This is a genomic window from Sphingomonas sp. CL5.1, from assembly GCF_013344685.1.
GTDB lineage: Bacteria > Pseudomonadota > Alphaproteobacteria > Sphingomonadales > Sphingomonadaceae > Sphingomonas.
Genome location: NZ_CP050137.1, coordinates 1875831 through 1894314 on the forward strand (window position 1 = coordinate 1875831; position 18484 = coordinate 1894314).

General features: G+C 67.8%; 14 protein-coding genes. 7 read left to right on the forward strand and 7 right to left on the reverse strand.

Annotation, left to right across the window (positions count from 1 at the left end; genetic code table 11):
• Positions 1-50 precede the first annotated feature (50 nt).
• The 4 genes from F9288_RS09150 to F9288_RS09165 are packed head-to-tail and all read right to left on the reverse strand — an operon-like array spanning position 51 to position 4895.
• Entirely contained in the window at positions 51-1079 is a 1029-nt protein-coding gene (locus tag F9288_RS09150) for an aromatic ring-hydroxylating dioxygenase subunit alpha (protein ID WP_174836330.1), read from the reverse strand.
• Positions 1076-2389, reverse strand: coding sequence for an MFS transporter (locus F9288_RS09155; protein ID WP_174836331.1), 1314 nt, complete (start codon positions 2387-2389; stop codon positions 1076-1078). Before F9288_RS09155 ends, F9288_RS09150 begins: the two co-directional genes overlap by 4 nt.
• Positions 2386-4002, reverse strand: a complete 1617-nt coding sequence (locus F9288_RS09160) for an FAD-dependent oxidoreductase (protein ID WP_174836332.1) — start codon at positions 4000-4002, stop codon at positions 2386-2388. The genes F9288_RS09155 and F9288_RS09160 overlap by 4 nt, the downstream gene beginning before the upstream one ends.
• Before the next feature lie 26 nt (positions 4003-4028).
• Positions 4029-4895 (reverse strand): fumarylacetoacetate hydrolase family protein, encoded by an 867-nt coding sequence (locus F9288_RS09165; protein ID WP_174836333.1) that lies wholly within the window; start codon positions 4893-4895, stop codon positions 4029-4031.
• A 93-nt stretch (positions 4896-4988) separates the two neighbouring features.
• On the opposite strand from F9288_RS09165, the gene F9288_RS09170 reads away from it, so the two are divergent.
• The 4 genes from F9288_RS09170 (at position 4989) to F9288_RS09185 (ending at position 10518) form a co-directional block, all read left to right on the forward strand.
• A complete protein-coding gene (locus F9288_RS09170; protein WP_174836334.1) occupies positions 4989-5696 on the forward strand; it encodes a GntR family transcriptional regulator in 708 nt (235 codons plus the stop codon).
• Positions 5697-5871: 175 nt separating this feature from the next.
• Complete coding sequence (locus tag F9288_RS09175; RefSeq protein WP_174836335.1) at positions 5872-8247, forward strand: TonB-dependent receptor; 2376 nt, start codon at positions 5872-5874, stop codon at positions 8245-8247.
• Positions 8248-8251: 4 nt separating this feature from the next.
• Positions 8252-9562: an amidohydrolase family protein gene (locus F9288_RS09180; protein WP_254621193.1), complete on the forward strand. Its 1311-nt coding sequence runs from the start codon at positions 8252-8254 to the stop codon at positions 9560-9562.
• Between the two features lie 11 nt (positions 9563-9573).
• Complete coding sequence (locus tag F9288_RS09185) at positions 9574-10518, forward strand: MBL fold metallo-hydrolase (protein WP_174836337.1); 945 nt, start codon at positions 9574-9576, stop codon at positions 10516-10518.
• 169 nt (positions 10519-10687) lie between these two features.
• Here F9288_RS09185 and F9288_RS09190 read toward each other — a convergent pair whose 3' ends face one another.
• The 3 genes from F9288_RS09190 to F9288_RS09200 all read right to left on the reverse strand — a co-directional run bounded on the left by F9288_RS09190 (position 10688) and on the right by F9288_RS09200 (position 15584).
• Entirely contained in the window at positions 10688-12016 is a 1329-nt protein-coding gene (locus F9288_RS09190; RefSeq protein WP_174836338.1) for an MFS transporter, read from the reverse strand.
• 52 nt (positions 12017-12068) lie between these two features.
• Complete coding sequence (locus F9288_RS09195) at positions 12069-14438, reverse strand: TonB-dependent receptor (RefSeq protein WP_174836339.1); 2370 nt, start codon at positions 14436-14438, stop codon at positions 12069-12071.
• A 228-nt stretch (positions 14439-14666) separates the two neighbouring features.
• Positions 14667-15584, reverse strand: coding sequence for a LysR substrate-binding domain-containing protein (locus tag F9288_RS09200; RefSeq protein WP_217482611.1), 918 nt, complete (start codon positions 15582-15584; stop codon positions 14667-14669).
• A gap of 181 nt (positions 15585-15765) precedes the next feature.
• Here F9288_RS09200 and F9288_RS09210 point away from each other — a divergent pair, with 181 nt between their 5' ends.
• The 3 genes from F9288_RS09210 to F9288_RS09220 are packed head-to-tail and all read left to right on the forward strand — an operon-like array spanning position 15766 to position 18303.
• Positions 15766-16425, forward strand: coding sequence for a nuclear transport factor 2 family protein (locus tag F9288_RS09210; RefSeq protein WP_174836341.1), 660 nt, complete (start codon positions 15766-15768; stop codon positions 16423-16425).
• A gap of 31 nt (positions 16426-16456) precedes the next feature.
• Positions 16457-17173 carry an MBL fold metallo-hydrolase gene (locus F9288_RS09215; protein WP_174836342.1) on the forward strand — a complete coding sequence of 239 codons (717 nt, stop codon included), beginning with the start codon at positions 16457-16459 and terminating at the stop codon, positions 17171-17173.
• A 2-nt stretch (positions 17174-17175) separates the two neighbouring features.
• Complete coding sequence (locus tag F9288_RS09220; protein ID WP_174836343.1) at positions 17176-18303, forward strand: FAD-dependent monooxygenase; 1128 nt, start codon at positions 17176-17178, stop codon at positions 18301-18303.
• Positions 18304-18484: the final 181 nt, after the last annotated feature.

Consider the following 18484-nt stretch of genomic DNA (forward strand, 5'->3'; position numbering starts at 1 on the left):
GTTATAGTTATATTTGCTGATGTGATATTTTAATTAGAAATATCTTTTTATCAAGCCGCCTTGGCCTCGGCGGCGATCAGGGCGTCCATCCGCCGCCTCACCAGCACCGCGCCCTTGTCGATCTTGAGCAGGGCAGGGCGCAGGGACCAGAAATCGGCGTCGCCGATCCGCTCCTGCTGCGCGGCGATCATCGGCTCGTCCTCGGTCTCGAAGATGTGCTGGCGAGTCCGGCGGGTTTCCTCGTTCAATTCGGCGTCATCCAGCCGGAAATCGCGTGTCGAGGCGAAGAAATAATGGCTGGTCGTCGCCGTCTCGGGCGTGAAGATATGGACGTTGATCGAATTGCCGCCCAGTTCGCGCGGCGTGCCCGCCGGCACCGCGCCGGCGACGAGCTTGATGACGCCCGGCGCGCTCCACTCCACCTCGGTCCAGCTATCGACCCGGTCGACTCCCGCCGGCAGGCGGCCGAGCGCGAGCGGGATCGGCACCTCGTTCGTCGGGCGCCAACTCATCGCGATGATGCCGTCGGGGCGCTCCTCCACCTCGCCGGAGGTGCGGGTGATCGATCCGCCGCCCAGCGTATCGGGGTGGAGGAAATCGGTGTGCGACAGGTCGAGGATATTGTCGACGAAGAGCTGATAATGGCCGGTGCCGCGGATATATCCCTTGTTGAAAGCGGTGTCGGGCGCGTTCGAGAGGAAATCGAGATTGCGGATCAACGCGGGATCGGCCAGCGCCGGGTCGCCCGGCCAAACCCACAGCGCGCGATACGCCTCCGCCACCGGATAGGCGCGCACGTCGAGCGCGCGCGTCACCGGCCCATGCGGGTTGCGCACGCAGCGGCCCTCGCCGTTGAAGGCCAGCCCGTGATAGGCGCACACCGCCGCCCCATCCTCGACCCGGCCCTTGCTGAGCGGGGCGAAGCGATGCGGGCAGCGGTCGAACAGGGCATGGGCCACGCCCGCCTCGTCGCGATAGAGATAGACCGGGTCGTCGAGCAGCGTGCGGGCGAGACCGCCCGTCGCGGGCAGGTCGTCGCTCCAGCCCGCCATGTACCAGCAATTGCGGAGATAGGTCATCGCACACTTCCCTTGCGCGCGTGGATGAAGAGGAGCGCGGCGGCCACCAGCGCCGCCGCGGCGAAACCGCCGGAAACCCCGGTCCGGCCGAACCCGGCGGCGAACAGATAGCCGGCGAGCAGCGGCGACACCGCGCTCGACACCCGGCCGACGCCGATCACGAAGCCGCTGCCGGAGGCGCGCTCGGCATCGCCGAAGCCGCGCGCCAGCACGCCGTAGAAACCGGCCGCGCTGCCGAACAGGCAGAAGCCGCACAGCCCCGCCAGCACGAACAGCGACATGGTGGAGAGCGAAGCGGCGCCGAACGCGGCGATCGACAGGCCCAGCCCGATGACGGCCACGGCGGTGACGCGCGACTGGCCGAAGCGATTGGCGAGGCCGCCGACCAGCAGCCCGCCGACGATGCCGATCAGGCTCATCGTCGCGGAGATCAGGCTGGCGGTCGCGGCATCCTGCCCGGTGTCGGCGACAAGCTGCGGCAGCCAGCTCAGCAGGTAGTAGCTGACGCTCGCCACTAGCAGGTTGGCAACCGAGAGGCGCAGCGTGGTGCCGATCCGGTCGGGCGCGAACACCAGCCGATAGCCGATCTCGCGCGGGCGGCCCGACGGTTGCGCGGCGATGTCGTGATGACCGAACCGCGCGAGCAGGCGATCGAGCCGCGCCAGATGATGCGTTCCCCCGCGCGCCGCGAGGAACCCCGGCGATTCTGGCAGGAACAGCAGCACGACCGGCATCAGCGCGATGGTCGCCACCGCCCCGGCGACGAACACCGCGCGCCAGCCGTGGACCGGCATCAGCGCGGCCGCGACCAGACCGCCGACCAGCCCGCCCGCCGGATAGCCGAGCGACATCAGCGCCACCGCGAAGGGCCGCCGCCGCGCATTGGCGAACTCCGCCGCCAGCGGGTTGATGACCGAGATGCACGCGCCGATGCCCAGCCCGGTGACGACGCGCCATGCGGTCAGCACGCCGATCGACCCCGCCGCCGCCGAGCCGCACGAGCCGATCGCCATCAGGATCAGGCTGGCGATCACCAGCCCGCGCCGCCCGAGCCAGTCGGCGAGCGGCGCGAGGAAGAACGACCCCGCTGCCATGCCCGCCAGCCCGGCCGACAGCACGACGCCCAGCGCCGCCTTGTCGATCCCCCAGTCATGCGTGATCGCGGGCGCGGCGAAGGTGACGGACAGCACGTCGAACCCGTCGACGGCCGACAGCAGGATGGTCGTGGCGACCGCCAGGATTTGCGTGCCGCTCATCGGCGCGGCGTCGAGCCGCCGGCGGATGTCGTCGAGGGGCAGGTGAGCGGTCACGCCGCCACGGCGGCCTCGAGATGCCCGGTCGCCCGCGACAATGCGCCGCCGGCCCAGCGATCGCCGCGCCATGCGACATGCTGGTCGGGACGGACCAGCGCGAGCTTCGCCTCGTATAGCGCCGCGATGTCCACGCCGTCCGGGCGCACCACGGCCAGCGGCACGCCCAGCGCCTTCGCCTCGGCCACCGCCTTGTCGATCTCGGCCGCATCGGCATCGGCCGCCGCGACCAGCGAGAAACCCTGCCCGAACAGGTCGTAGAGCGAGCGCCCGTCCGCGAGCCAGGCGTGGGGCGCGAGGCACCCCGGCCGCGCCGATGGCGCATAGAACTGGCTGTCGTGCTCGGGGACAGGGCCGCCCTCCCGCGCGATCAGCGGGGATTCGTAGCAGAGGCCCAGCACGGTGCCGAGCGTGTAGAACTCGCGCGCCTTGCCGGCCTGCACGCCCGCGCCGACCTTGGCGCGGATCGCCTCGCCCTCCGCCGTCGCTTCCTCGATGCCGGGGGGCGGGGGCGCGACATAGATGGCGTAATTGGCCATCGCCTCGTCGATCACCTTGCGATGGACCGGACGCCGCTCCACCTCATAGCTGTCGATCAGCGCGGGGCCGCCCCAGCCCTGCAACGTCGCGGCGATCTTCCAGCCGAGATCGATGCCGTCGCCGACGCCCATGTTCATGCCGTATCCGCCCGCCGGCGGGTGAAGGTGGCAGGCATCGCCCGCGAGGATGATGCGCCGGTCGGCATAATGATCGGCCAGCAGGTCGTGCGCGGACCAGGTATCGGCGCTGACCACCTCGAAATCGAGGTCGATGCCGGTGCGCTCGCGGATCAGCGCGGCGGCCTCTTCGGGCGGCAGCGACTGGCCGGGCTTGGCGCCGCCCGGCCCGAAGAACCACAGGTCGCCCTTGTCCATCGGCCCGAGCGCGCTGAATCCGTCCTTGCCGATCTGCCAATAGATCGCGGCGGGGCCGAAATCATGCGCCCCGGCCATGCCCGGCGCGCGGAAGATGATGTTGTAATGATGGGAAAGGCCGTGCCGCCCCTCCATCTTCGCGCCGATCAGTTCGCGGATCGCGCTGCGCGCGCCGTCCGCGCCGATCAGGTAGGATGCGCGGACCTGTAATTCCTCGCCATCGGGCGCGCGCAGCGTGGCGGTGACGCCGTCCGCGTCCTGTTCGGCGGTGACGAATTCGGTGTTGAGGCGCACCTCGACGCTCGGCAGTTCGCGCACCTTGTCGAGCAGCACCTTTTCCAGCCGGTATTGCGGCACCCACTGGCCGTGCTCGGGATAGCGCGGGTCGCGCTTGGGCGACGCGTTGAAGGCATCGGCGAAGCGCGCCAGTTCGCGCCCCTCCGGCCCCAGCCGGGTCACGAACACCATGTTGTTCGGGTAATCGACGCCGAACGGCGCCTCCGCCGCGAGCCGGTCCGCGATCCCCCAGCGCCTGAGGTGCGTGCGGGTGCGGACGTTGGTGGTCTTGGCGCGGGGCGCCGCCCCGACGCGCTCGTTCCGTTCCGCTAGCAGCACGCGGATGCCGCGCATGCCCAGCTCGATCGCGGCGGCCAGCCCGACCGGGCCGGCACCCACCACGACAACATCGGTGTCGATCATCGCTTTTCGCCTCTCCTGCGTGTCCGTCAGCGCCCGGTGGGCGCGATCACTCTGTTCTCGATCGCGCCCAGCCCCTCGATCTCGCAGCGCACCACGTCGCCGGGCTTGAGGAATTGCGGCGGGGTCATCGCGATGCCGACGCCGTCCGGCGTGCCGGTGGCGATCAGGTCGCCCGCGTCGAGCGTGAAGGCGGTGGAAAGATAGGCGATCTGGTCCCACACATCGTACACCAGCTCGCTGGTGTTCCCGTCCTGCCGCGACTCGCCGTTGACGAAGGAGCGGAGCCGCAGCGCATGCGGATCGGGCACCTCGTCGGCGGTGGTGATCCACGGCCCGATCGGCCCGTGCGTGTCGAACGACTTGCCCACCGTGAAGGTCGGCGAATGCTTCTGCCAGTCGCGGGCGGAAACGTCGTTGCAGACCATATAGCCGAAGACGTGATCGCGCGCATTCTCGCGCGTCACGCGCTTTGCGGGCTTGCCGATGACCACGCACAGCTCGACCTCATAGTCGAGTTGCCCGGTCACGCCGGGATCGGTGTCGTCATGCGGGCCGACGATGCAACTGGTCTGCTTGTTGAACCAGAATTGGTGATCCGGGATCGCGACGCCCAACCGCTTTGCCTCTTCGATGTGCTTGCGGTAGTTCATGCCGATCGCAAGGAATTTACCGGGCCGTTCGACGGGGGCCAGCAGATGGACATCGGAAAGGCAGGCATGGACGGGCGCCGTCTCGGCGAATGCCCGGACTTTCGCCAGCGCCGCGTCCCCGCCCGCGATCAGCGACAGCATCGTGGGATATTCGCCGGCCAGCGGAGCGAGGCTGATCACGCCCCCGTCCCGGCACACGCCGAGCGTGGGGCGCCCGCCGTCATCGAATCGCAGCAATTTCATCTGGCATCCCTCCATCCGTCGCGCCGCGCTTCCCTCCGCCGGCTAGTGTATAAATCTTGCCACTAACATTTTTTTGGAGCAATATATATTTCTATGCTGAGGTTGATAGATAATGAGCGCGCCGACCCGGCTGCTCCACGCAGCCAGACCAGCGCCGCTTATTCGGAGATCAAGTCCGGCATCCTGACCGGCCGGATCGGGGGCGGGGAGAAGCTCAAGATCAACGATCTTGCGGCCCAGCTCTCGGTCAGCCCCGGCGCGGTGCGCGAGGCATTGTCGCGGCTGGTGCCGGAAGGCTTCGTCATTTCGCGCGACCAGCGCGGCTTCACCGTCGCGCCGCTCTCGATCGCGGACCTGCTCGACCTGACCCGGCTGCGTTGCGACATCGAGGAGATCGCGCTGCGCCGATCGGTGGCGGAAGGCGATGCGGCATGGGAGGCGTCCGTCCTCGCCACCGCGCATCGCCTGCGCCGCACGCCGCGCGTGATCGACGATGCGCCCAACCTCGACTGGCTCGCCCAGCATGAATCATTCCACCGCGCATTGGTGAACGGCGCGTCCAGTCCGCGGCTGTTGATGCTGAATTCACAGCTTTACCAGCAACTTGAGCGGTATCGCGTGCTGGCGTGGAAAGCAGATCGCGCGCGCGATGTCGATGCCGAGCATCAGGGACTGGTGGATGCGGCGCTCGATCGCGATGCCGACGCGCTGGTGCGCCAGGCGCGGGCGCATTTCGAGAAGACGGCGGTATTGATCGTCGATGCCGCGAAAAACGACGACGCGAATCTGGCTGCCTGCTGAACGTCCGCGACCGCGCCGCCGTTGCTTTCAAGTGTGCGCCAGCCGCGCCGTGCGATGGAGGCGGAGCAGGGAAATTCCGCCTGTATAAAAATTTTATTGTAAAAAAAGTTTTTTTAGAGCTATTGGCCCCGACATAACAAAGTGGACGAGATTCGTCCGAGTTGGGGAGGTTCCGATGCGTCATATCCTGCTGTGCTCCGCTTCTGCCCTGATGTTCCTCGGCGGACAGGCCGCCGCCCAATCGGCCGACGGCGCCGCGTCCGCCAGCACGGCCGGCGCCCCGGACGCACAGGCGGCGGGCCAGCTCGGCGACATCATCGTCACCGCCCAGCGGCGCGAGGAAAGCATGCAGCGCGCGGCGGTCGCGGTGAACGTGGCCAGGGGATCGGACCTCATCAACGCCGGCATCACCGAGCCGTATCGCCTGTCGGAGCTCGCCCCCGGCCTCACCATCCAGCCGACCAGCGCCGGCAACCTGATCTTCATGCGCGGCGTCGGCAACGTCACCACCACGCCCAACAGCGACCCGGCGATCGCGTTCAACTATGACGGCGTCTATATCGCGCGCCCGACCGCGACCAACGGCCTGTTCTTCGATCTCGACCGCGTCGAGGTGCTGAAGGGGCCGCAGGGCACGCTCTATGGCCGCAACGCGACCGGCGGCGCGATCAACGTGATTCCGGCGCAGCCGAGGGCGGGCGAACTGTCCGGCTATTTCACCGGCAGCTACGGCAATTACAACACGCGCACGCTGGAGGGCGCGGTGAACCTGCCGATGGGCGACACCGGCGCGCTGCGCGTTTCGGGCGCGATCGCCAGGCATGACGGCTATCTGCGCGACGGCACCTATGACAACGACACCGCGTCGCTGCGCGTGCAGGTGAAATCCGAGCTGACGCCTGACCTCACGGTGCGCGTGGCGGCCGATTTCGAGCATGTCGGCGGCACCTCCTTCGCCCCGACGCTGATGGGCAGCTACAAGTCGACCACCTCGGGCAACACCTTCATCCCGTCGGGCCTGTCGCTCGACGCGGGCAGCTTCACGCCGGAGGCGACCGCCTATCGCACCAGCCTGATCGCCGGCACCGCCGCGCGGCACTATAACGCCACCGTCCCCTATCCGAACCATGATGACCGCTTCTACGGCGCCAACGCCCAGATCGACTGGAGGACCGGCGCCGGCACGCTGACGATCATCCCGGCGTGGCGTTATGGGGCGCTCGATTCCAGTTCGGACGGCGGCGGCATCTTCTATTACCGCACGCGCGAGAAGGACGAGCAGTTCAGCCTGGAGGCGCGCTTCACGGGCAATCGTCTCGGGATCTTCGATTATGTGCTGGGCGCTTATTATTTCCACGAGGACATCGCCTCGCGGATCACGGTGAACGTGCAGTCGGCGGCGTCCTTCCCGGGGCCGAACGATTACAAGACCGAATCCTTCGCGCCGTTCGCGCGGCTGACCGCCAACCTGACCGATCGCCTGCGCGTGGTCGGCGGCCTGCGCTATACCAGGGACAACAAGAGCTTCGTCGGCACCACCACCAGCTTTCAGATTATCTGCGTCGCGGCGGGCTGCCCGACGGTGCCGTTGCTGCCGACGGTCGATTACTACACCGATTATCCTTTCCCGTATCCCACCACGGCCGGAACCATCCCTTACGCCCCCGGCGCGTTGCTGGCGCGCGGCGCGACGCGGAACGACAACAGCCGCCTGACCAACGACCGCGTCACCTATCACGGCGGGATCGAGTTCGACGCTGGCCCTCGCTCGCTGCTCTATGCCACGGTGGAAAGCGGCTATCGCGCCGGTGGCTTTAACCCGGCGACCGGGTTCGAGACCTACAAGCCGGAGTTCATCACCGCCTATACGATCGGGTCGAAGAACCGTTTCCTGGGCGATCGCCTCCAGCTCAATATCGAGGGATATTGGTGGGAATATAGCAACCAGCAAATCTCGCACGTCGGCGTCGACCTGTCGGGCCGCGCCGCCAACTTCACCCAGAATGTCGGCAAGTCGCGCATCAAGGGCGTCGAGGTCGAGGCGCACGCGCTCGTGACGCGGAACACGCTGGTCAGCGCCGATGTGCAATATCTCGACGCGCATTATCTCTCCTTCTCCTATCCGCAGCTCGCCACCGGGACGACGCCGCTCAACGGCTGCTCCAACACCACCAGCGGCACGCTGGTGACGACCGATTGCTCGGGCCGCCCGGCGCTCAACTCGCCGAAATGGACGATCAACCTGGCCGGGCAGCAGACCATCCCGCTGGGCGACTACAAGCTGGTCGCGGGCGTCGACACGCAGCACCAGTCGAGCCGTTACGTCGGCTTCGAATATCTGCCGCAGGAGCTGGTCGGCCCGACCTGGACGACGAACGCGCAACTCACCTTCTCGCCGCTGAACGATCGCTGGTCGATCTCCGGCTTCGTCCGCAACATCGAGGACAACCGCATCTACCTGAGCACCACGATCGTCCCGACCACCACCATCCTGGCGGTCGGCACCTCCGCGCCGCGCACTTATGGCGTGCGCGCCTCGGTGAAGTTCTGACGTGATGCGGGTGACGGTGGCCCTGGGGGCGTTGGCGGCGGTCGCCGTCGCGGGCGCCGCCCCGGCGCGCGAGGCGCGGCCGGGCGGCAACGTGGTGCTCACCAACGTGCGGGTCATTACCGGTACGGGCAGGGTGATCGGGCACGGCGCGATCGTCGTCGCGGACGGCAGGATCGTGTCGGTCGCGGAAGGCGCGGCCCCGCGCGGCGCGCGCGGGACGCGGATCGACGCGAGCGGGATGACCGCGATCGCCGGCTATATCGACACCCACCGCCACCTGATCCCGCTGGGGAAGCCGGGGACGGGGCCGACGGCGGCGCAATATCTGGCGGGCGCCGCCGCGCGCGACATGCAGGCGCTGCTCGAATCCGGCGTCACCACCGTCCAGTCGGGCGGGGACGATGCGAAGGGCATCATCGCGCTGCGCGACATGGTGGCGGCGGGCAAGATCAACGGTCCGCGCATCATCGCCGGGGCCTGGGCCTTCCCGCCGGTGATGGCGCCGCGCACGATGACCGAGGCGCAGGTGCGCGCCGCGATCGACGCGATCCATGACGAGGGCGCGGATTCGGTCGCCGAAATCCCCTATCCGACGATCGCGTCGATGACGGTGGACACGCAATGGCCGTTCAACCCGACCGGGCAGGAAACCCGCAATCTCGCCGCCGCGCTGGCTGAGGGGAAGAAGCTGGGCATGGAGGTGCAGGTCCATGCCGTCAGCCCGCCGGCGCAGGTGGCGGCGGCGCGGCTGGGCGCGCGGCGGCTGGTCCATTCCTCGCACTACGCCTTCATGACCGACGCCGAGGCGAAGGAGATCGCTGCGACCGGCGCGATGGTCGCCTCCTCGGTCGCCAACGCCTCGCCGCTGTTCGGCGTGTTCAACCATGACGACAAGCCGACCACGCGTGACGGCGCGCCGTGGCCCACGGGCAACCCGGCGTCGGAGGATCGCGGGCAGGCGGCGGGCAAGTTCCCGCTCAACCTGCGCACGCTTTACGACAATGGCGTCAAGATCGCTTATTCCTCGGACACCAGCTTCGATCCGATCGCCACATTGGCGCACGAGCTGAACACGCTGAGCCTCGTCTTCTCGCCGGTCGACCTCGTGCGGATCCTCGGGCCGAACTCGGCGGCATTCGTCGATCACGCCGCCGATCGCGGCACGCTGGAGCCGGGCAAGCTCGGCGACATCCTGCTGCTCACCGGCAACCCGCTGGACGGCTATTGGAATTTCCTGAAGCCGGTGGTGGTCATCAAGGGCGGCAAGGTCGTGGTCGACAAGCGCGGCAAGCTGCGCACCATCAGGACGCTATAGGGAGAAGGCTTATGACCGGGATGCGTGGCAGGTTGCTGGCCGGGATCGTGCTCGCGGCGCTGGCTGTTCCGGCGGCGGCCGGCACGCCGCTCGCGCTGGCGACATGGACGACGCTCGGCACCAATTCCGGGCCGATCCCGCGCAAGGACCGGTCGGAGCCAGCCAATCTGCTGCGCTACGGCGATCAGGCCATATTGGTCGATGCGGGCGACGGCGCCTCGGTGCAGCTCGCCAAGGCGGGCGTGCCGCTCGCCGGGCTGCATGCCCTGGTCATCAGCCACCTGCATTTCGACCATACCGGCGGCCTGTTCGCCGTGATCGCCGAGCGATACCAGATGATCGCGCCCGGCAAGCTCGTCATCTACGGCCCGCCCGGCACGAAGGAGATGGTGCGGGGGTTGATCGCGGCGATGCATCCGTCGCCGTCCTCCGGCCCCGGTGCGCGCGTGCCGCCGGATCAGACGGTGGAGGTGAACGAGGTCGGCGACGGGGCGCAATTCACCATCGGCGCGGTCCGAATCACCGCCGCCGCCAACTCCCACTACGCGGCGACCCCGGCGGCGGCTGGCGACCTGTCGCTATCCTATCGTTTCGACACGCCGGGCCGCTCGATCACCTATACCGGCGATACCGGGCCGAGCGAGAAGGTCGAGAAACTGGCGCGCGACACCGATCTGTTGGTGAGCGAGATCATCGATCCGCAGGATGCGATCACCCAGCTGCGCCGCACCCGGCCCGACGTCACCGAAACGCAGCTCGCCGTGGTGATGCGTCATTACGAGCAGGAGCACCTGCCGCCGCAGCAGGCCGGGCAGCTCGCCCGGCGCGCCGCGGCGAAGGCGCTGGTGCTCACGCACGACGCGGTCGATCCGCAGCGCACGCCGGAGCTATTGCCGGGGATCGCGGCGGAATATCACGGCCCGGTCCGCTTCGCGCGTGATCTGGACACGTTCTGACGCCGGAACGGATATCGTCCCGCTCCGGCGAACGGGCATCGACCAGCAATAATCATCGCCGAACAGTCGGCTGGCCGTCCGCTTCATGTGCGGCACCTCGCCGGGATGCGTGCCAATGCCGCCAGGCAGGCCAAGCACCGCCATGCGTTTGCTCCGTGTGAAGCAACGCCTAACGGCGCGCCGTATCGGACGATTGACGATGAAGGGTGCCGATGAGCGCGGCCGCGACCAGCGGCCCGACAGCGAAGATCAGCGAGACGCCCGCGCGGGTCATGCCATGCGCGAACATCATTCCGGCGGTCGCGGGACCCGCGGCACTGGCGATCCGCGCCGCGCCCATCACCAGCCCCATCCCTGACGCGCGCAGGGCGGCGGGAAAGCTGTCGGCCATGATCGCGTAGAGCATCCCGGTGGTACCGGCGAGGCAGAGGCTGAGCGCGCCGGCCGCAATGACGAACAGCGCGATGACCGGCGGCACCAACCCGACCGCAACCAACGTGATCGCGGCCCCCGCCATCGCCGTCGCGGCGACCCGAATCGGCGAGAAGCGCGAGGCGAGGGACGCGAACCCCACGCCCCCGACAAAGCCGATTGCGCCCGACAGCGCCGATACCATGCTGCCTTGCGCGGGGGAGAAGCCGGCGTCGACCACCATCTGGGGAAGCCAGTTGATGATGTAATATGAAGTGGTCGCGATCAGGATCGCTGTCGCCATCAGCCGCAGGACGACGCCCAGCAGGCCCGGCGCCAGCAGCGCGCCATAGCTGCCGTGCCGATGGTCCACCTTTTGCGGGAGGTCGACGATGCCCGGCTGATTCAGGCGGGCCAGCACCCGATTGACCCGTTGCAGCGCGTCCGCCGGGCGCCGGGCGATGATGAAGGAGGGGGATTCGGGGAGCGCGGATGCCACGAGCAGGAATAGCACAACTCCGCAGATCGATCCGGTCAGGAACACCCAATGCCACGTCGCGGCCTTGAGGATCGCCGAGGAAGCCAGTCCGCCAAGCACGCCGCCGAGGGGAAAGCCCAATGTTGCCACCGCCGCTACCGCCAGCGAGCGGCGGCGCGCATTGGTGAACTCCGCCGAGATCAGCGTGGTCATCGCGACCATCACGCCGATGCCGATGCCGGTCAGCCCGCGCGCGGCGGCAAGCATCGGGACCGACCCCGCCGCGGCGGACAAGGCCGTGCCGATCGTCAGCAGCACGATCGCGCCCAGCACGACGGCGCGCCTGCCGAGCCTGTCGGCCACCGGCGAAAGCACGATCGCGCCGGCCGCCATGCCGACGAGGCTGCTCGACAGCAGCAGCCCGATCACATCCTTGCCGATCCCCCAGTCGCGACCGAGCACGGGGGCGACGAACGCCATCGACAGCGCGTCGTAGCCGTCCAGCGCGGCGAGCAGGACGGCCAGGACCAGCACCAATATCTGCCGCGCACGCATCGGCGCGGCGTCGAGCGGATTGTCGGTTCGGGAATCGATCAGCGGTGCGCTCATCCCGCAACTCCGGATTGTGGCACGCCGACCATCATCGCGCGCGCTTGCCTGTTCAGAACTTCGTCGACAATCGCACGCCATAGGTGCGTGGCGGGGCGATGATCGACACGATCAGGTTGGAGGCGGGGACGGTGGTGCCATAGACCTGCGGACGGTTGTTCTCGATATTGCGGACAAAGGCGCCGATCACATATTTGCCGTCCTTCATGCCGAACGAGATCGACGCGTTCGACACCCAGCTATGATCGACATATTCCTGCGGGATATAATCGAACCCGGTGTAGCGGCCGGAGCGGTATTGCGTGTCCGCGTCCAGCACCAGCTGGTTGCCGCCGAGGGGAATGGTTTGCCGCACGCCGAGATTGACCGTCCATTTCGGTGAGTTGAGCGCCGGGCGGCCCGAGCAATTGACCTGATACAGCGCGCCGGAGGGCGTGACGGGGCAGCCGGTGAACACCGGCGCCGGCGAAAGATAGGTGAAGCGGTCGTAGCCGGCGTCCAGATATTGCACGTTCGCGTTCAGCATCGTGGTCGGCGTCACCAGCGCGCGGCCCTCGACCTCCACGCCCTTGATCGTCGATTTCCCGACGTTCGCGGTGATGATGCCCAGCCGCCCGGTCGGATCGATGCCGAAATAGGTGAGCTGCTGATCCTTGTATTTCCAGTAGAAGGCCTCGACGTTGAGCTGGAGGCGATTGTCGAGGAAACGGTTCTTCGACCCGATCGTATAAGCGGTGATATTCTCCGGGTTATAGGCGTTGAAGGCGTTGAAGCCGCCCGCGCGATAGCCGCTCTCGACGCTGGCGTAGAGCAACGACCGGGGCCCGGCGTCGATCTCCACGGCCGCGCGATAGGTCACCTTGCTCGTATTCAGCGCGCCGCCGGGAAAGGTATCCGAACGCGAGACCAGCACGCCCGGCGCGGCGACCACCGCGCTCCCGCTCACCGCGGGGACGAACGGCTGCTGCGCCATGATGCGGGTATAGGGCAGGAGCGGCGCGGTCGGGCAAGCGGCCGGGACGGTGCAGACAACGGAAAGCGCCGTGTTCACCGCGTCGAAATAGCGCTTGTGATCCTCCGTATATCGCGCGCCGCCCGTGAACCTCAGCCAGTCGGTCGCGTGGAGCGTCAGGCGGCCGTAGAACGAGGGCGAATGGGTGGTGAAACGGCCCTTGTTGAAGTTCGCGACGGACCCGGCCGAATTGTGCACGTCGTCGTCGATCTGCTCGCTGAAATAATATGCGCCCAGGATATAATCGACCAGTCGCCCGCTGCTGCCGACCAGACGGGCCTCGACCGAATATTGGTTCGCGTCCTGCGTATTGCCGACCTGTTGCGCCGATTCGGTATTGAGGTTGTCCTTGCGCGCGTGGCGCCACGCCGGGATGATGCTGAACGTGCCGATCGGCGTCTTCCAGTCGATATGCGTCGCGATCCCGTACACGTCGTTGCGCTGGAACGGACGATTGGCGAGCGGGTCCAGGAAACGCCCCGCCAGCCTGCCCGCCGTGCCGTTCGCCGCGCGATAGGCCTGCGCCTCCGGGGTGAACAGGCCGTCGCCGAGCGGCAGGCCCGAAGGAGTGGCGACGAACTGGCCGGTAAGGGGATTGAGCGCATATCTGGCGACATAGTCGGAGCCGCCGCCCACGCCGCGCTGCTGTGCGTAATCGCCCTCGATCCGCACGGTGAGCGACGGCGTCAGCGCGACCTTCAGTTGCGCGCGAACGCCGGCGGAATCGTCGGTCTGGGTGCCGTCGCGGAGATAGCCGTCGTGGTGCGTGTAAAGGCCGGAAAGCCTGAACGCGGCGTTCTCGCCGAGACCGACATTGACCGCGCCCTCCGCCTGGACCTCGTTATGGCTGCCGTAGCTGGCCGAGGCATAACCGGAATTCTCGCCCAGCCGGGGCTGGACGGGCAGGATGTTGAGCGCGCCCGCCGTGGCGTTGCGCCCGTATAACGTGCCCTGCGGCCCCTTCAGCACCTCGACCCGTTCGAGATCGTAGAAGGTGCCGAACGTCGCGCTGGACCGCCCGACATAGACGCCGTCGAAATTATAGGCGGCGGCGGGATCGCTGCTGGCGACGAACGAGAAGTTGCCGACGCCGCGGATGAAGATCAGATTGCCCTGGCCGCCGGCCGCCACCACCAGCGAGGGCACGAGCTTGCCGAGCGTGTCGATGCCGCGAATGCCCGAATTCAGCAGGTCGTCGCCGGAAACCACCGCGACCGGCACCGCCGCCTTCTGGAGATTTTCACCGCGCTGCTGGGCGGTGACGACGACTTCCTGCAACCCCGCCTGCGCCGGCTCGCCCTGCGCGGGCGCGGATTGATCCGCAGGCGCCCGGTCCTGCGCCCAGGCGGTCGCGGGGGCCGACAGGGTCATGGTCGAGATCAGGAACAAAGCCTTGCGTGAAGCGGACATAACCTCTCCTCCCTTTGGCGCCGCGGCTTTCAGGCGGCTGCCTTATCGATCGCTCCGTATCGGGCGAGTTCCGTCCGGCGACGCGGACGGGTCGGTTCCAGCCGCCCCATCCCGACACCGGTCGATAGGCGATCGACATGCGATCTGCGCCGCAAGCGGAAAAGATGGCATTTGACCGATGTTGTTACCCGTGAGGTATAGGGGCTGGCCGTCGGGCGGTTCCGTCGGTCATGCGGAACCGCGAAGCCTGTGCACGTAAGTCGCGGCGGCGCGCATCGCGAGGTCGTTCAGAAACTCGGCGGCGGGCGTCAGGGGGATGTTGGCGCGCCGCAGCGCGCAGATCTTCGGCGCCTTGGATACCTCGCGCACCGCTATGCGCTCCATCAGGCCGGTCGCGCGGATCACCTCCGTCCATTGCTGCGGCACCGGCGCGAGCAATTCGGACGTCGCCACGATCACCGCCAGATTCATCGCCGACGACGCCTGCATGACGATGCGCGGGGCGGGCAGCCCGGCGGCGGCGAACACGCTGTTGACCTCATTGTCGCTGTCGATCGCCATCGGTGTCGTCACCCAGGAGGCGCCGACCAGCTCTTCCAGCGAGGTCGCATGGCGCAGCGGGTGGCCGCGCCGCCCGACGATCATCCGCTCATTCTCGAACAATGTCTCGATGGTCATCGCCGGATCGACGAAACCGGGCGCCACCGGGCCGTAATAGAGGTCGATCAGCCCGTCCCTGATCTGCGTCTCCAGCATCGGCAGCGAGCCTTCGAGCAGCTTGATCCGGATATTGGGATATTTCACATGGAAGCGGTTCACGATCGTCGGCACCATCGCGATCAGCGTCGCGCTGGAGCAGCCGACCGTGATGACGCCGCGATCCTCGCCCCGCAGATGCTCCATCTCCGCCAGCGTGCGGGCGAATTCCGCCTGGATCGCCTTGGCCCGCCGGACGAACACCTCGCCGGCGCGGGTCAGCGTCATGCCGAACTTGTTGCGCTCGAACAGGATGACGCCGAGTTCCTGCTCCAGTTCCTTGATGCTTCGCGACACGGCGGGCTGGGCCAGCCCGAGGTGCTTGGCGCCGGCGCGCAGGCTGCCCCTTTCGACCACCGCCACCACGTTGCGCAGATGATGCAGCTTCACGGACACCCCTTGGGGCGATGCGGGTCGCCACCCTATACCTCGTTGGTAACAACCTCGCCCAAATCATATCTCGTTGCAATCCCGCATCGCCGTTAGGGTCGATCCCCGGACAAGCGGCCCGGCGGAGGCGCGCGATGGCGCGCCTCGATCCCGCCGGTCGCCAGGAGAGGGTGATCCGATCATGTTGCACGGTGCCGGAGAACGAAGCGATGTCGATCATCGGCGTTCGATCGACGACGCGCTCGACCGGCTGGCGATCCGCGAATTGCTGCAGAACTGGGTCGTCTGGCGCGACGCCGGGGAGTGGGAGCGGTTCGCGACGGTCTGGCATGACGACGGGCGCATGGTCGCGACATGGTTCCAGGCGAGCGCGGCGGAGTTCATCGCCGGTTGCCGCAAGGGTTTCGATCAGGGGGTGATCGGCCTCCACGCGCTGGGCGGCATCAGCATCGACCTGCGGGGAACGCGCGCCGTCGCGCAATCGAAGATGCAGATCGTGCAGCGCGGGGAAGTCGACGGCGTCGCGGTGGACGTGACGTGCCTGGGCCGTTTCGTCGATGCGCTGGAGAAGCGCGACGGGCGCTGGGGCATCGTGCTGCGCCAGCCGGTCTATGAACTGGACCGCATGGCGCCCGTGGACCCCGCCGCGACGCCCAGGCTCGACGAATCGCTCCTTCGCTCCTTTCCCGAAGGCTATCGTCACCTGGCCTATCTCCAGAGCAAGGTTGGCTTCACGGTCGACAAGTCGCTGCCCGGCACCAGAGGCCCGGCGATCGAGGCGCTGAACACCCGGATGGCGCGCTGGCTGGATGGCGCGCCCGCCGCCTGCCTTTCCGCATGACCGCCGCCGGGCGATGAAGGAGCGCTGACCGATGGCCGTGCGGCAACTCACCGACGACGTGTGGCTGATCCCCGGACTGGTCAACGTCTACGTCCTTCGCACGGAGGACGGACTGGCGGTGCTCGACACGGGCTTTCCGGGCCATGCCGGCAAGATACTGAAGGCGCTGCGCACGATCGGCAAGACGGCGGGGGACGTGCGCCATATCGTCCTGACGCACTGCCACCCGGATCATATCGGCAGCGCGGCCGCGTTGAGGCGCGAGACTGGCGCGATCGTATGGGCGCACCCGATCGACGCCCCGATGATCGAGGCGGGCACGACGATGCGCGCGCCGATGACCCCCTCGCCAGGCCTGCGCAACCTGATCCTCGCGAAACTGCTTTCCGGGCGCGTGCGGCAGGTCGAGCCGACCAGGGTCGATCGGTTGCTCGCGGACGGGGAAAGCCCGTCGTTCGCTTCGGACATGACGGCGATCCACGTGCCCGGCCATTGCGCCGGCCAGATCGCGCTTCTCTGGCGGCGGGACGGCGGCATCCTGTTCACGGCGGACGCGTGCGTGAACCGGCGCGGGTTGACGCTGGCGGTCGCAACGGAGGATCCGGCGCTCGCGCTTGTCAGCCTCGCGCGGCTGGCGGATCTCGATTTCGACAAGGTCTGCGTCATGCACGGCCCCCCGATCCTGCGTGACGGCGCCGCGCAATTCCGGCGGACCAATTTCGACACTTTCAGGAAAAGAAGGGCTTAGTCATGGCTTGCATCTCAAGCGCACTGGTCGTCGGCGGCAGCATCGCGGGCATGAACGCCGCCATCGCGCTCGCGCGGCAGGGGGTCAGGGTCGATCTGGTCGAACTGGCGGAGCAGCCGCTCGGCGCGTCGCTGGCATTCTCCGGCCGCGCCGCCGAGACGTTGGTCGAACTCGGCATCTATGACGAGGTGCATGCGACCGGGACGCCGTTCGGCCCTGATTCCACCGCCGTGTCGATCCACGATTCCACCGGACGCCTGATCAGCGCCGGGCCGAAACGGCCCACCTGGCCGGGGGCGGTCGATGCGATCGCGGTTTATCGCCCGGTTTTCCTCGACGTCGCCGAAGCCGCGGCGAAGCGCCTGGGCGTCAGGGTCCGCAAGGGCGTGACCTATGAGACGATCGACAATGGCGCGGATGCGGTGGCCGTCACCTTCACCGACGGGGAGACGGGAAGCTACGACCTGCTGGTGGCGGCCGACGGCATCGGCTCCAGGACGCGCGGGCTGATCTTCCCTGATGCGCCCAAGCCGAAATTCGGCGGGCAACTCAGCATCCGCTGGATGGCGCCCGGCCCGGCGATCGAAGGCGAAGGATGGTATGTCTCGCCGGTCGGGCGGCTGGGCTTCTATTATCTTCCGCAAGGCATGGTCTATGTTCCGTCGGTCATCGACATGCCCGAATGGCGCTGGCTTTCCGACGAGGACGTGCGTTCGATCTTTGTCGAACTGCTCGATTCGATGACGGCGCCGCCGGTCGCGGAACTGCGCAGCCGGTTCGACGCGAACGCGCAGCTTATCGGCCGCCCGTTCGACTGGATCCTGCTGCCCGATCCGTGGTTCAGCGGCCGGGTGGTGCTGATCGGCGACGCGGCGCACGCGACCAGCGCCCATATGGGCATGGGCGGCGGCATGGCGCTGGAGGACGCGGTGGTGCTCGGCCAGTCGATCGCCGATGCCGCGACCTTGCCCGAGGCGCTCGCCGCATTCATGGGCCGCCGCTTCGAACGGGTGAAACTGGTGGTGGAAACCAGCGTCAGGCTCGGCCGGCTCGAGCAGGAGAAGGCCCCGCCGTCCGAAAATGCCGCGTTGCTCACCAGGGCGTTCGCGGCGCTTGGCGAGCCTTATTGATCGATGCGATACATATGCGCACGCTAAGCGGAAAAGGCGTGCCCGGCGTTCAGGTCCGTTCCGCCCGGCTGTGATCTGCCGGCAGGTCGGCGAGGGCGCGACGACGTATGGCGGTCATGGCGTAAGCGCGCGGTCAGGCGGGGCGCTGTCGGACGCGCGCCGCCCGCGCGAAGCCGATGAG

Bases quoted from the DNA above. Each gene is read 5' to 3' on its own strand.
- F9288_RS09150 (WP_174836330.1), bottom strand. From the start codon at position 1,079: ATGACCTATCTCCGCAATTGCTGGTACATGGCGGGCTGGAGCGACGAC.
- F9288_RS09160 (WP_174836332.1), bottom strand. From the start codon at position 4,002: ATGATCGACACCGATGTTGTCGTGGTGGGTGCCGGCCCGGTCGGGCTG.
- F9288_RS09165 (WP_174836333.1), bottom strand. From the start codon at position 4,895: ATGAAATTGCTGCGATTCGATGACGGCGGGCGCCCCACGCTCGGCGTG.
- F9288_RS09170 (WP_174836334.1), top strand. From the start codon at position 4,989: ATGCTGAGGTTGATAGATAATGAGCGCGCCGACCCGGCTGCTCCACGC.
- F9288_RS09175 (WP_174836335.1), top strand. From the start codon at position 5,872: ATGCGTCATATCCTGCTGTGCTCCGCTTCTGCCCTGATGTTCCTCGGC.
- F9288_RS09180 (WP_254621193.1), top strand. From the start codon at position 8,252: ATGCGGGTGACGGTGGCCCTGGGGGCGTTGGCGGCGGTCGCCGTCGCG.
- F9288_RS09185 (WP_174836337.1), top strand. From the start codon at position 9,574: ATGACCGGGATGCGTGGCAGGTTGCTGGCCGGGATCGTGCTCGCGGCG.
- F9288_RS09190 (WP_174836338.1), bottom strand. From the start codon at position 12,016: ATGAGCGCACCGCTGATCGATTCCCGAACCGACAATCCGCTCGACGCC.
- F9288_RS09195 (WP_174836339.1), bottom strand. From the start codon at position 14,438: ATGTCCGCTTCACGCAAGGCTTTGTTCCTGATCTCGACCATGACCCTG.
- F9288_RS09210 (WP_174836341.1), top strand. From the start codon at position 15,766: ATGTTGCACGGTGCCGGAGAACGAAGCGATGTCGATCATCGGCGTTCG.
- F9288_RS09215 (WP_174836342.1), top strand. From the start codon at position 16,457: ATGGCCGTGCGGCAACTCACCGACGACGTGTGGCTGATCCCCGGACTG.
- F9288_RS09220 (WP_174836343.1), top strand. From the start codon at position 17,176: ATGGCTTGCATCTCAAGCGCACTGGTCGTCGGCGGCAGCATCGCGGGC.